The following is a 12,189-nucleotide window of genomic DNA, read 5'->3' as shown; positions in this document are numbered from 1 at the left end:
CCCAAGATGGACTAGACCAACAGACCAAGTCAATGGATCTCGAACGGATCCCCGGTGCCTTACGGCGCGCTTAAGGTGACGGGCCGTCAGCCGAGGTCGAGCGAACCGCTGCCGGGGCTGCTCGGGCGCTCGGTGGTCCAGATCATCTTGCGCCCGGTCTCGGCCGGCGTCTGCGGCTCGACCAGCGCGATCCGGTCCAGCCGGTAGCCGAGCTTGCGCGGCACGGCGGCGCTGGCCGCGTTCGCCTCGTCGCAGTGGATCTCGACCCGGTCGATCCCGGCCAGCGCCAGCGCCGCCGCGGTCAGTGCGGCGGCGCCGTTGGTGGCCAGCGAGCGGCCGGTGTAGCCGGCGTCCACCCAGTAGCCGATCTCCAGCGCCCCCGGGCCGACCCGTCCGTGCAGCCCGAACGAGCCGAGCACGCTGCCCGGCTCGTCCGCCCGGCCGAGCACGAAGAGGAAGTCGCTTCCGGCCAGCCAGAGTTCGTTGCCGCTGAGGGTCATCTCCTGGGTGCGGGCCAGGGTCGGCGCCGCGTCCGCCCAGACCATCCACGGCCGCAGGTGCGCGAGGTTGCGCACCACGGCGGCGTTCATCGCGGCGGCGTCATCGAGCGTGCGGCGGCGCAGCGTGAATCCGTCCGGCAGTGCGAGCAGCTCGGGCGGCCGCTCGTCGGCCGGCAGGGGCGGGGTGACAGGCCCTTCGGCGGTGTGGTTCATGATCCGCATTATGTCCGAGGCCGGTCAGAGCCGGACCAGAATTTCGTCCAGCTCCTTGCGGTGCAGGTCGGGCACGCGCGCCCCCTCGGCCGGGTAGCCGACCGGGATCACATAGGCGGCGCGCTCCTCGGCCGGGCGCTCGCAGACCTCGTTGAGGAACCTCATCGGGCTCGGCGTGTGCGTCAATGTGGCCAGCCCGGCCTGGTGCAGCGCGGCCAGCAGCAGGCCCACCGCGATCCCGACCGACTCCTTGGTGTAGTACGGGCGCGGCGAGTTGGGGCCCTTGTGGACCTCGAAGACCACGATGACGGCCGGTGCGTCCTCCAGGAACGGCTTCTGCCAGTCGGTGCCGATCGGCGCGAGCGCGGCCAGCCACTCCGCGGAGGCGCGGTGCGCGTAGAACTCGCGCTCCTCGGCCTCGGCGGCCTCGCGCAGCTGCCGCTTGCGCGCCGGATCGGTGATCACCACGAAGCGCCAGGGCTGGACGTGCGCGCCGCTCGGCGCGGTCGCGGCGGTGCGGATCGCCCAGTCGATCACGTCGTCCGGGACCGGGCGGCGGTCGTAGTCGCGGACGGTCCGGCGCTGGGCCATCACGTCGTGGAAGCTCCGGCAGCGGTCGGCGGCCTCCTGGGCCGGGACCGTCATCGGGTGCAGGGGGACCGTGGGGTAGGTGGTCATACGTCGGAGTATGGAGAGCGGGCGGGAGGTCTAAACCTCTCGCCCGCTCTCCGGGTGCGACGGCTGCCGGCCGCTACGCGACTACAGCTCGGAGACCTTGCCGTCGGCCACCGCGAGGCGCCGGTTGACCGAGACCGCCTCCAGCATCCGCCGGTCGTGGGTGACCAGCAGCAGCGTGCCGGTGTACGAGGCGAGCGCCGATTCGAGCTGCTCGATGGCCACCAGGTCCAGGTGGTTGGTCGGCTCGTCCAGCACCAGCAGGTTGACCCCGCGGGCCTGCAGCAGCGCGAGCGCCGCGCGGGTCCGCTCGCCCGGCGAGAGCGTGTCGGCCGGGCGCAGTACGTGCGCCGCCTTCAGGCCGAACTTGGCCAGCAGCGTGCGGACGTCGGCCGCGGTCAGCTCGGGCACGGCGGCCCCGAAGGCCGCCAGCAGCGTCTCGGCGCCGAAGAACAGCCCGCGCGCCTGGTCCACCTCGCCGATCACCACGCCGGAGCCCAACGATGCCTGGCCGGAGTCGAGTTCGAGCCGGCCGAGCAGCGCGGCGAGCAGCGTGGACTTGCCGGCGCCGTTCGCGCCGGTGATCGCCACCCGGTCCGCCCAGTCGATCTGCAGGTCCACCGGCCCGAACGCGAACTCACCGCGCTGCACGACGGCCTGACGGAGCGTCGCGACGACCGAGCCGGAGCGCGGCGCGATCGCGATCTCCATCCGCAGCTCCCACTCCTTGCGCGGCTCCTCGACCACCTCCAGGCGCTCGATCATGCGCTGGGTCTGCTTGGCCTTGGCGGCCTGCTTCTCCGAGGAGGAGACGGCCGCGGCCTTGCGGTTCTTGTCGTTGTCCGGGTTCTTCTTGAGCGCGTTGCGCACGCCCTTGTCCGCCCAGCCCTTCTGCATCCGGGAGCGGGCCTCCAGGCCGGCCTTGGTGTCGGCGTACTCCTCGTACTCCTCGCGGGCGTGCATCCGGGCCCGCTCGCGCTCGGCGAGGTAGGAGTCGTAGCCGCCGCCGTACACGTTGACCTGCTGCTGGGCCAGGTCCAGCTCGACCACCCGGCTCACCGTGCGGGCCAGGAACTCACGGTCGTGGCTGATCAGCACGGTGCCGGCCCGCAGGCCCTTGACGAACGCCTCCAGCCGGTCCAGGCCGTCGAGGTCGAGGTCGTTGGTCGGCTCGTCCAGCAGGAAGACGTCGTACTTGGAGAGCAGCAGCGAGGCGAGGCCGGCGCGGGCCGCCTGGCCGCCGGAGAGCGAGGTCATCTCCTGGTCCAGGCCGATCCGCAGGCCGAGCGAGGCGGCCACCTCCTCGGCCCGCTCGTCCAGGTCGGCGCCGCCGAGGTTCAGCCAGCGGTCCAGGCTGTCGGCGTAGGCGTCGTCGGCGCCGGGGCGGCCCTCGACCAGGCCCTCGGTGGCGGCGTCCAGCTCGGCCTGGGCGGCGGCGACGCCGGTGCGCCGGGACAGGAAGTCGCGGATCGACTCGCCGGGGCGGCGCTCGGGCTCCTGCGGCAGGAAGCCGACCGTCGCGCTCGGCGGGCTGAGCGTGATCGAGCCGCCCTCCGGCCGGTCCAGCCCGGCCAGCAGCCGCAGCAGGGTGGACTTGCCGGCGCCGTTGACGCCGACCAGTCCGGTCACCTCGCCGGGGGTGACGACGAGGTCGAGACCGGAGAAGAGGGTGCGGTCGCCGTGGCCGGCGGCCAGATCCTTGGTTACGAGAGTGGCACTCATGATGCCTACGATCCTAAACGGCCGGTCGGAACGGCCGGAAAAAGCCTTTGCGGGGTGGCGGGCGGCGGTCGTACCGTGAAGCTCGTTGGTCACGGCGGTCCCCGCCGGGGCCCGAAGTCACGCCCGAACAGTCCGAACAGGAGAAGGCCGTTGCTCTACTGAGGTCCTGAGACACCGCTCCCGCGCTGAGTCCCTCGCGCGGTGGAGACGTGTGCCGCTGACCTCGGTGTGGAGCCGATCCCTGCGCGGAGCCCTTTTCCGGCCCCTGGGTGACCTTCCCTCCCGCCTCGCCGTCCGGCTGCCGTCCCGCGGTGTCTCCCGTGTTGCCACCCACCGTGACGAGCAACCCGCAGGAGGCCATTCATGGCATCAGCTACCACCTCGATCCTCTGCACCGACCTCAGCTTCGAGTGGCCGGACGGCAAGCCCGTGCTGGACCATTTCCACCTCGCGGTCGGCCCCGGCCGCACCGGCCTGATCGGCCTCAACGGCGCCGGCAAGTCCACCCTGCTGCGGCTGCTGGCGGGTGAGCTCACGCCGACCGCCGGCAGCGTGCGGATCGGTGGCGAGGTCGGCTACCTGCCGCAGGACCTCACGCTCGACACCCGCCTGCGGGTGGACGAGGCGCTCGGCATCCGGGCGCGGCGCGAGGCGCTGCACGCGATCGAGTCCGGGGACGTCTCGCCCGAGCACTTCACCGTGCTCGGCGACGACTGGGACGTCGAGGAGCGCGCCGTCGCCGAGCTCGACAGGCTCGGTCTCGGGCACCTCCGGCTGGACCGCACCACCGGTGAGCTCTCCGGCGGCGAGGCGGTGCTGCTGCGGCTCGTCGCGCTGCTGCTGGAGCGGCCCGACGTGCTGCTGCTCGACGAGCCGACCAACAACCTCGACCTCTCGGCCCGCGCCCGGCTCTACGAGGCGGTGGCCGGCTGGGGCGGCGTGATGGTGATCGTCAGCCACGACCGCGAGCTGCTGCAGCACGTGGACCAGATCGCCGACCTGCGGGACGGCGAGGTCAGCTGGTACGGCGGCAACTACGCCGACTACGAGCAGGCGCTGGCCGCCGAGCAGGAGGCGGCCGAGCGGATGGTCCGGGTCGCCGAGAGCGACGTGCAGCGGCAGGAGCGCGAACTCGCCGAGGCCCAGGTCAAGTTGGCCCGCCGGGTGCGGTACGGCAAGAAGATGTACGAGCAGAAGCGCGAGCCCAAGATCATCATGCAGGAGCGCAAGCGGCAGGCGCAGGTCTCGGCCGGCAAGCACCGCAACCTGCACACCGAGCGGCTCACCGACGCCCGCGACCGGCTGACCGCCGCCGAGGACGCGGTGCGGGACGACGCCGAGATCAGGATCGACCTGCCGCGCACCGAAGTCCCGGCCGGGCGCACCGTGCTGGGCCTGGACAATGTGCGCCCGGTCTTCGGCGCGAGCGTCAAGCTGGAGCTGCGCGGGCCCGAGCGGGTCGCGCTGATCGGGCGCAACGGCAGCGGCAAGACCACCCTGCTGCGCACCATCGCCGGTGAGCTCGCGCCGCTGGCCGGCGAGCTCAACACGCCGGTGCAGATCAGGTACCTGCCGCAGCGGCTCGACCTGCTGGACGACGCGCTGAGCGTGGCGGACAACGTCAAGGCGCTGGCCCCCTCGGTGGGGGACAACCTGGTCCGGGCGAAGCTGGCCCGGTTCCTGTTCCGCGCCGGGCGCGCCGACCAGCTGGCCGGCACGCTCTCCGGCGGCGAGCGGTTCCGCGCCACGCTGGCGGCGCTGCTGCTGGCCGACCCGCCACCGCAGCTGCTGCTGCTCGACGAGCCGAGCAACAACCTCGACCTGGCGAGCATGCGCCAGCTCACCGAGGCGCTGGAGTCCTACCAGGGCGCGCTGATCGTGGCCAGCCACGACCTGCCGTTCCTGCGCCGGCTCGGGCTGACCCGCTGGCTGCTGCTGGACGAGGACGGGCTGCGGGAGGTGGAGCCGATGTGACGGGGGTGCTCGGATGGGTGGGGGCCTCCCGTCCCCTCGTGCGGGAGGCCCCCACCCATCCGGTCAGTTCGCCGGGGCGTGCCAGCTCGGGCTGAGCGCGATCGCCTTCAGCTGGTCGAGCGTCAGCGCCGGCTCGGCACGGTCGACACCGCCGGTGTACGAGGCGGCGTTGAACGACTCCACCTCGATCAGCATCTTGTCCGGCCGCAGGATCCGCACGGAGTTGCGCAGCAGCCCGTCGTGGCCGCCGTACGGCTCGTCCTCGGTGGTGAGGATCTTGGTCCCGTCCGCCAGGGTGGTCGCGTCGGTGAACTCGCCGGTGATGTCCGCGCCGCTGATCCGGCCAGGCTTGAAGACGCTCCAGTCCTCCACCGACACCCGGACGAAGCTCTTGCCCTGCCCGTCGTTCACGGTGAAGTGCGCGAAGGAGAGCTCGCCGCCCGTCTCGGCCTCGGTCAGACCGGCGGGCAGTAGCGCGGCGGTCGTGTTCAGCAGGTCGGCGAGTGGCACGGCCCGCCAGGAGACGCCGTTGCCGATGCCGGGCTTCACCGCGGCGCCGACCGTCTGCCAGGCCGGGTCGAGCGCGAGCGCGCTCAGCTGCGCCGTGGTCAGCGGGGGTTCCGCCCGACTGGGGTCGGACGGGCCGTCACCGAGTGAGGCGTTGTACGAGGTGACGGTGACCATCAGGCCGTCGGGCCGCTGGAGCACGGCGCTGCGGAGCTGCTCACGGTTCGGCGAGCCCCCCTGCTCATCGGCCACCCTCAGGTACGCCCCGTCCGGCTGGGCGGTACGGGTGCACTGGTAGGCCGTCACGGATTGGGTCAGGCACGCGTACTGTGCCGAGCTCAGGTCCACCGGCGCCGGGTCGCGCGAGATGATGATCTGGACGCTGCCCGTGCCCTGGGCATCGGTGGTCGTGTAGGAGGCCAACGGCTCCCCCGGAAGCTTCTCGCTGGGGTCCGGCTCGGTGCCCTGACCACGCGCGTTGCTCAGCTTCAGCTCCGCGGGCAGCCGGGCTTTGAGGAGATCGAGCATCCGGTCGGAACTCACCGGGCCGGCGCTCGCGGTGGGGGTGGCGGAGGTGCTCGGGGTGCCGGGGGTGCTCGGGGTGGCGGAGGTGGTCGGGGTGACCGTCGGCGCGGCGGGCGCGATCCGGCCGTCGGCGCGATGCGCGCCGAGCTGCACGGCCGCCGCGACGCCGCCGCAGGCCAGCAACACCACGGCCACGCTGGCGGTCACCGCGTTGCGGCGCTGCCGCCGGCGGCCGCGCCGGGCCGCGCCGAGGGCCAGCGCCTCGTTCCCGGCCGGCGGGGCGACGTCGCCGGCCGCGTGCAGGGCGCGGGCGAACTCGTCGGCGAACGGTGTGTCGTCGAACTGCTCGTCGTCAAGAGGCATGCGGAACACCGCTTTCTCGATGATCTTCTGGGAGAGAGTCTTCGGGGATCCCGCGGAGCCGGGGGAGCGGGAGGGATCCGGGTAGGCCGGCCGGACCGGGGAGCGTCCGGGCAAGGCTCAGGGAGACGTGCGCTCGGCGAAGTTGTCGCCCAGCAGCTGGCGCATCCGCGCCAGCGCACGGTGGCTGCGCGAGCGCACGGCCGTGGAGCTCAGGTTCAGGGCGGCCGCGGTCTGCTCGACGCTGCGGTCCTCCCAGAAGCGCAGCACCAGCACGGCCCGGTCCTGCGGTGACACCTCTTGCAGGGCACTGAGCAGCGTCAGCCGCAGCGCGGGATCCGGATCGCGGACGGCGATCTCGGGGAACCGGTACGTCACCCGCTCGGTGCTGCTGCGCCGCCGGCGCAGCGTCAGGAAGGCGTTGACCAGCACGGTCTGCGCGTAGCCGGCCGGGTTCTCCAGCCGGGACAGCCGCCGCCAGCGGGTGTACATCCGGCTCAGGGCCTCCTGCACCAGGTCCTCGGCGAGGTGCGCGTCACCACCGGTCAGCAGGTAGGCGGTCTTGTACAGCTGGCCGCTCCGTGCTGCCGCGAAGTCCAGGAAGTCCAGTGGGCCCGGTGGTCCCGGCTCGGTCGTCGTGTGGTCCATGCCCGGCTAACGCGATGTCGTTGGGATCATGTTGCAGTGTCCGGAGGAAAATCTACGACCCTGTCCGGTGCCGGTACCCCTCCGGTAGCCTGAACGGCATGCCAGCTCTCAATATCGAGTACACCGAGGCCGAGCTGGCCGCGATCCGAGAGGCCGCGGCGGCGGACGGCAAGACCGTGAAGGCGTACGTGCACGATCTGAGCGTGCGTGAGCAGCAGCGACGGACCTTCGTCAACCACGCGGTCGCGTTCTGGAACGCGCACCTGGAGGAGTTCGACGCCGCCTTCCCCGAGGACACGCCCGGCGCGAAGCGCAGCGCGGCGTGATGCAGATCCTGCACGTCGATATCCGCTGGCTCCTCGACGTCCAGGAGCAGGCCTCCCCGGAGGACTTGAGCGTGCGCGACTATTCGGCGCTCCAGGCCGCCGTCGCCAGGCACCGGGTGAACACCGCGCAGCTCGGCCACGACGCCGACCCGGCCTGGTGCGCGGCCGCGCTGATGCACACCATCGTGCTGCTGCGACCGCTGCCGGTCCGCAACAACCTCTACGCCTGCATGGCGACGGCCGCGTACATGCACGCCGCCAAGGAGGGCATCGATCCGCCGTACGGCGCGCTGGTCGAGCTCGCCCGGGACGTGGCCGACACGAAGGCGGACATCTTCGTGGCGGCCGAGCGGATCAGGGCCTGGCGGATCTAGTCATGCTGCGCCGACGCGTTCAGCTGGCGGCGGGCCGGGTGCGCACCAGCCTGCCGCGCACCGCGGTGCCGAGCCGGTCCAGGCCGACCACGAACGCCGCGAGCACGATGAACTCCACCGTCAGCTGGGCGATCTGGAGCCAGACGTAGCCGTAGCCGCGCTGGCTCGGGTCGAAGAAGAAGTACGGGTACTTGTTCGGGAAACCGGGGAAGAGCGCGGCCCGGGCCATCGTCACCGCGGCGTAGCCGAGCGGGAAGCAGAGCCAGAGCGGCATGTCGCGCCAGTGCGAGGCACTGCGCGGCTTGAGGCAGAACCAGTCGATCAGGACCATCACGGGCGTCGTGTAGTGCAGCAGGAACGAGGACCAGTTCTGCAGCCGGTCCGGACCGGACGTCAGGCCCGGCAGCGGGTTGGCGCCGTGGTTCAGCAGGATGTGCGCGACCAGCCCGGTGATCAGGATGTAGAGCGTGGCGGCGCCGCGCAGCCGGGGCGCCGGAGCGTCCACCGTGCCGCGCTTGACCATCCAGTACGCCGCTCCGGCGAAGGTGCCCAGCACGATCACGTTGCTCTCGACGGTGAAGTACACCAGCGATCCCGTGCCCAGGATCAGCCCGAGGCCGGACGAGAGGACGATGGCCAGGCGCCACCAGAGTGCGGGGCGAGTCCAGACGTTCATGCAGGTCACCTGGGTCTTGAGTGGGCTGATCTTGAGTGGGGGGAGTGTTGCACTCTACCCATGGGTAGGCCGGAAAGTCAGCCCGGCAGCACGAAGCCCGACTCGTACGCCGCGATCACCGCCTGGGTCCGGTCCCTGGCGCCGAGCTTGGCCAGCACGGCGCCGACGTGCGTCTTGACCGTCTCCGGGCTGACCACCAGCTCGGCGGCGATCTCGCCGTTGCTCAGACCGGTTGCCATCAGGCGCAGCACCTGCCCCTCGCGCTCGGTGAGCCGGCGCACCGGGCCCGCAGGCTCGGGGCGGCTCGGGGCGCGGCCGGCGGCGAGCTCGCGGATCGCGGCCGGGTAGAGCAGCGAATCGCCGCGGGCCACCAGCCGGACCGCCTGCACCATCTCCTCGGCTCGGGCCCGCTTGAGCAGGAAGCCGGCGGCCCCGGCCTGCAGCGCCTGGTAGACGTAGTCGTCGTTCTCGAACGTGGTGACCACCAGGACCCGCGGTGGCTCCGGCAGCGCGCGCAGCAGCTCCCGGGTGGCCTGGATGCCGTCGAGCACCGGCATCCGGACGTCCATCAGCACGATGTCGGGGCCGGTCTCGCGGACCAGGGGGAGGACCTCGCTCCCGTCGGCCGCCTCGCCGACGACGGTCAGGTCCGGCTCGGCGTCGAGCACCACCCGCAGGCCGAGCCGGACCAGGCGCTCGTCATCGGCGACCAGGACGCGGATCGGGGTGCCGGTCATGGGTGGCTCCTTGCTGGTGGTGACAGGGGGAGTGGTGGCTGTGTGGCGCGAGATGGCCCGGGTGAGAGCGGCAGCCGGACCGCGAGACGCCACGCGCGTCCGTCCGCCGTCCGGCCGCTCTCGCTCTCGCCATGCAGGGCGACGGCGCGTTCGGTGATGCCGCGCAGTCCGCGCCCGCCGCCCGGCCGGTTCGGCCGGTCGGCACCGATCGGGTTGGTCAGCTCCAGCGCCAGCCGTCCGTCCCGCAGTTCGAGGCGGAGCGTGGCCGGGACGGCGCCGGCGTGCCGCAGCACGTTGGTCAGGCCCTCCTGGACGATCCGGTACGCCTCGCGGGAGAGCGGCGCGGGCAGCCGGTCCAGTCCGGGGCCGCAGGCCGTCTCCACCGTGACACCGGCCAGCGCGAGTTGGCGCACCAGCTGGGGCAGCGCGGCCAACGTCGGGCCTGTGCCTGTATTCGCATTCGCGCTCGGGTCGGCGTCCTCGCGCAACAGGCCGAGCACGGTGTCCAGTTCGGCCACCGCCTCACGGGCGACCTGCTCGATCGCCGCCAGCGCCTCGGCCGCGAAATCCGGGTCCGTGTGCAACACCCGCCCGGCGGCGGCCGCTTGGATCGACACGGCGCTCAGCGCATGGCCCACCGAGTCGTGCAGTTCCCTGGCCAGCCGGTTGCGCTGGGCCAGCACCAGCGCCCGCTGCTCGGCGGCCGCGAGCCGCTCGCCGGCGGTCGGGCCGAGCAGCCGTGGTGCCTGGCGGGCCAGCAGCGCACCGGCGGCGGCGGTCGTCAGGACCAGCAGCGCGAGCAGGCCGGAGGCGAGTTCGAGACCCCGCAGCTCGGTCGGCCCGAAGCCGTGGCGCGACCAGCCGAGCGGCGGACTGTCGAAGACCGTCCTCGGCGCGACGCAGAGCACCACGACCACCGGCGGGATCGAGATCGACATGCCGCTGACGATCCCGCCGAGCAGCAGGTGCAGCGTGAACCAGTGCGCGGTGCGCCGCCGGGCGGCCCACGAGGCGGCCGGTCCGGTGGCCGGCTCGCCGAGGCCTGCCTGTGCCAGCGCCCGGGTCGCGGCGCGGACCAGCTCCCGGGTGACCGGCAGCAGCCCCGCCAGCCAGGCCATCGGCAGCGACAGTGGCAGCGCGAGTAGCTGGGTGAGCAGGGTGCGCGGTCCGGTGTCACCCGGCAGCAGCGCGCCGGTCAGCACGTTGGCGAGCATCCAGAACGGCATCAGCAGCGCGCCGCCCAGCACCAGGTGCACCCAGCGCAGCCGCGCCCGCCGCCCGAACAGAGCCCCCACCGGCCGTCTCATGCACCTGACCCTATGCCTGGCCGCCTGATCGGCCGTCAGGCCCCGGGCTGATCCCGGCCTCCCCCGCACGGGGGACGACGGCCGCTACTCCGCCGGCTTCCAGGTGTACGGGGTCGTGCTGGTGATCGCCAGGAAGCCGAGGCGCTGGAGGATCGGGGAGCTGTCGTCGCTCGCGTCCACGTGCAGGTAGCGGTAGCCGCGCTCCAGCGCGAGCTGGGCGCGGCGGGCGACCAGGGCGCGGTAGACGCCCTTGCCGCGCCAGGCGGCGAGCGTCGAGCCGCCCCACAGGCCGGCGAAGTCCGTGTCGGGCCGCAGCACCAGCCAGGCGGCGGAGACGACCACACCGTCCGCCTCCGCGACCAGGATCGCGATCCGGTCGGGCACTTCGGTCAGCTGGCCCCTGAGGAAGCCGGAGACGAAGCCCATGTCGGTGTCCCAGACGGCGGTCTCCATGTCGGCGATCCGGTCCGCGTCCGCCGGGTCGGTGGTCCAGCGCAGCGTGACCTCCGGCGGCAGCTGCGGTTCGGCGGTCATCTCGGCGGTGCGCCCGACCAGGACCGTCTCCCGGCCCCCGGCGACCAGCCCGGCGGCGCGCAGCCGGTCGGTCAGGTCGGCGGGCTCGTCGTGCCCGCGGGTCTTCCACTCGAAGGGCTCGCTGCGGGCGGCGAAGAACTGCACCTGCCGGGCGATCAGTTCGTCCAGCTCGGCGCCGCGCACGCCGAGGTCGGGCGGCGTGCTGACGAAGCCCTCGTGCCCACCGGTGACCCGGAGCACCGCGCCGTCGTAGTCGTGCCGGACGTTCGGCCCGTCGAAGCCGCCGCGCAGCTGGGCGTCGTAGGCGGCGAGGAATTCCTGGAGGTCACTGGGATCAGTGCGTGCATCGGTCACCCGGACGACTCTAGGACGGCCGTCAACGGGATTTCCCGGCCCCGCCGGCCGGCGGTCAGCTCCTCCACCAGCAGCGACGCGCCCGCCACCGCGCCCGGCATCAGCAGCACCGTCGCGAACGGCACCAGGAAGGCGAGCACCAGCGGCGCCCCGAAGCCGACCGCGAGCATCCGCCGGCCGCGCAGCCGCTCGCGCGGCGGGATCCCGCGCAGGTCGAACGCGGTCGTGGTGAGCTCCACGGTGAGGAAGTAGCCGGAGACGCAGAAGCCGAGCGCCGGCGCCAGCAGCTGCCCGACCACCGGCACGCAGCCCAGCGCGAAGAGCCCGACCGCGCAGGCGGCCGCCCGCAGCCCGACCCGCAGCCCGGCGCGCAGGGAGTCGGCGATGCCGACTTCGGGCGCGCCGGCCGGCGGCGGTGCGACCTGCCGGGCCAGTCGCTCGTAGAACGGCTGGCCGATCACCAGCGCCAGCGCCGTGAAGCCGACCACCGACAGCAGCACCGCCCCACCCAGCACCAGTGCGCTGACCAGGTCCCGGAACGTCCGCTGCCAGCCGGCCGCCCAGGTGTCGGCGAACGGGGTCGCCCAGGTGACGAGGTCGCCGAGCCAGTACGCCAGCACACCGAGCAGCGCCCACGACACCAGCAGCGCCACCAGTGCGGGGACCATGCCGAACCCCCACCAGCGCGGATTGCGCAGCACCCAGCGCTGCCCCCGCCACAGCCCGACCCACCCGGCCACAAGATCACTCATGCGCG

At 72.8% G+C, this 12,189-nt stretch carries 13 protein-coding genes; 3 read left to right on the top strand and 10 right to left on the bottom strand.

Features of this window, described 5'->3' with window-relative positions:
• Positions 1–86 precede the first annotated feature (86 nt).
• From AC060L_RS23105 to AC060L_RS23095, 3 genes are all read right to left on the bottom strand, one after another.
• The gene (locus tag AC060L_RS23105; RefSeq protein WP_483800774.1) at positions 87–713 is read right to left on the bottom strand and encodes a GNAT family N-acetyltransferase; all 627 of its coding nucleotides are present in this window, start codon (positions 711–713) and stop codon (positions 87–89) included.
• A 24-nt stretch (positions 714–737) separates the two neighbouring features.
• Complete coding sequence (locus AC060L_RS23100; protein ID WP_483800773.1) at positions 738–1,391, bottom strand: nitroreductase family protein; 654 nt, start codon at positions 1,389–1,391, stop codon at positions 738–740.
• A gap of 81 nt (positions 1,392–1,472) precedes the next feature.
• A complete protein-coding gene (locus AC060L_RS23095; RefSeq protein ID WP_483800772.1) occupies positions 1,473–3,110 on the bottom strand; it encodes an ABC-F family ATP-binding cassette domain-containing protein in 1,638 nt (545 codons plus the stop codon).
• A gap of 363 nt (positions 3,111–3,473) precedes the next feature.
• Between AC060L_RS23095 and AC060L_RS23090 the strand changes: the two genes are divergently transcribed.
• Entirely contained in the window at positions 3,474–5,084 is a 1,611-nt protein-coding gene (locus AC060L_RS23090; RefSeq protein ID WP_483800771.1) for an ABC-F family ATP-binding cassette domain-containing protein, read from the top strand.
• A gap of 63 nt (positions 5,085–5,147) precedes the next feature.
• On the opposite strand, the gene AC060L_RS23085 is transcribed toward AC060L_RS23090, so the two are convergent.
• Entirely contained in the window at positions 5,148–6,479 is a 1,332-nt protein-coding gene (locus AC060L_RS23085; RefSeq protein WP_483800770.1) for a hypothetical protein, read from the bottom strand.
• Positions 6,480–6,596: 117 nt separating this feature from the next.
• Entirely contained in the window at positions 6,597–7,124 is a 528-nt protein-coding gene (locus AC060L_RS23080) for a SigE family RNA polymerase sigma factor (RefSeq protein WP_483800769.1), read from the bottom strand.
• A 98-nt stretch (positions 7,125–7,222) separates the two neighbouring features.
• Between AC060L_RS23080 and AC060L_RS23075 the strand changes: the two genes are divergently transcribed.
• Together AC060L_RS23075 and AC060L_RS23070 are read left to right on the top strand one after the other, a co-directional pair.
• A complete protein-coding gene (locus tag AC060L_RS23075; protein WP_483800768.1) occupies positions 7,223–7,450 on the top strand; it encodes a hypothetical protein in 228 nt (75 codons plus the stop codon).
• Positions 7,447–7,824: a toxin Doc gene (locus tag AC060L_RS23070; RefSeq protein ID WP_483800767.1), complete on the top strand. Its 378-nt coding sequence runs from the start codon at positions 7,447–7,449 to the stop codon at positions 7,822–7,824. Before AC060L_RS23075 ends, AC060L_RS23070 begins: the two co-directional genes overlap by 4 nt.
• Positions 7,825–7,843: 19 nt before the next feature.
• Here the strand turns inward: AC060L_RS23070 and AC060L_RS23065 are convergent, their stop codons facing one another.
• From AC060L_RS23065 to AC060L_RS23045, 5 genes are all read right to left on the bottom strand, one after another.
• A complete protein-coding gene (locus AC060L_RS23065) occupies positions 7,844–8,500 on the bottom strand; it encodes a Pr6Pr family membrane protein (protein WP_483800766.1) in 657 nt (218 codons plus the stop codon).
• A gap of 77 nt (positions 8,501–8,577) precedes the next feature.
• Positions 8,578–9,237: a response regulator transcription factor gene (locus tag AC060L_RS23060; protein WP_483800765.1), complete on the bottom strand. Its 660-nt coding sequence runs from the start codon at positions 9,235–9,237 to the stop codon at positions 8,578–8,580.
• Positions 9,234–10,544, bottom strand: coding sequence for a sensor histidine kinase (locus AC060L_RS23055; RefSeq protein WP_483800764.1), 1,311 nt, complete (start codon positions 10,542–10,544; stop codon positions 9,234–9,236). Before AC060L_RS23055 ends, AC060L_RS23060 begins: the two co-directional genes overlap by 4 nt.
• 84 nt (positions 10,545–10,628) lie before the next feature.
• Complete coding sequence (locus AC060L_RS23050; RefSeq protein ID WP_483800763.1) at positions 10,629–11,432, bottom strand: GNAT family N-acetyltransferase; 804 nt, start codon at positions 11,430–11,432, stop codon at positions 10,629–10,631.
• On the bottom strand, positions 11,429–12,184 hold the full coding sequence (locus AC060L_RS23045) for an EI24 domain-containing protein (protein WP_483800762.1): 756 nt from the start codon (positions 12,182–12,184) through the stop codon (positions 11,429–11,431). Before AC060L_RS23045 ends, AC060L_RS23050 begins: the two co-directional genes overlap by 4 nt.
• Positions 12,185–12,189 lie beyond the last annotated feature (5 nt).

It is taken from the genome of Kitasatospora sp. NEAU-69 (genome assembly GCF_057158765.1).
This window is presented reverse-complemented; position numbering and strand designations above follow the sequence as displayed.

What these genes read in the sequence shown, in the direction of transcription:
- AC060L_RS23105 (WP_483800774.1), bottom strand. Translation starts at nt 713, where the DNA reads ATGAACCACACCGCCGAAGGGCCTGTCACCCCGCCCCTGCCGGCCGAC.
- AC060L_RS23065 (WP_483800766.1), bottom strand. Translation starts at nt 8,500, where the DNA reads ATGAACGTCTGGACTCGCCCCGCACTCTGGTGGCGCCTGGCCATCGTC.
- AC060L_RS23090 (WP_483800771.1), top strand. Translation starts at nt 3,474, where the DNA reads ATGGCATCAGCTACCACCTCGATCCTCTGCACCGACCTCAGCTTCGAG.
- AC060L_RS23060 (WP_483800765.1), bottom strand. Translation starts at nt 9,237, where the DNA reads ATGACCGGCACCCCGATCCGCGTCCTGGTCGCCGATGACGAGCGCCTG.
- AC060L_RS23055 (WP_483800764.1), bottom strand. Translation starts at nt 10,544, where the DNA reads ATGAGACGGCCGGTGGGGGCTCTGTTCGGGCGGCGGGCGCGGCTGCGC.
- AC060L_RS23095 (WP_483800772.1), bottom strand. Translation starts at nt 3,110, where the DNA reads ATGAGTGCCACTCTCGTAACCAAGGATCTGGCCGCCGGCCACGGCGAC.
- AC060L_RS23080 (WP_483800769.1), bottom strand. Translation starts at nt 7,124, where the DNA reads ATGGACCACACGACGACCGAGCCGGGACCACCGGGCCCACTGGACTTC.
- AC060L_RS23085 (WP_483800770.1), bottom strand. Translation starts at nt 6,479, where the DNA reads ATGCCTCTTGACGACGAGCAGTTCGACGACACACCGTTCGCCGACGAG.
- AC060L_RS23075 (WP_483800768.1), top strand. Translation starts at nt 7,223, where the DNA reads ATGCCAGCTCTCAATATCGAGTACACCGAGGCCGAGCTGGCCGCGATC.
- AC060L_RS23045 (WP_483800762.1), bottom strand. Translation starts at nt 12,184, where the DNA reads ATGAGTGATCTTGTGGCCGGGTGGGTCGGGCTGTGGCGGGGGCAGCGC.
- AC060L_RS23100 (WP_483800773.1), bottom strand. Translation starts at nt 1,391, where the DNA reads ATGACCACCTACCCCACGGTCCCCCTGCACCCGATGACGGTCCCGGCC.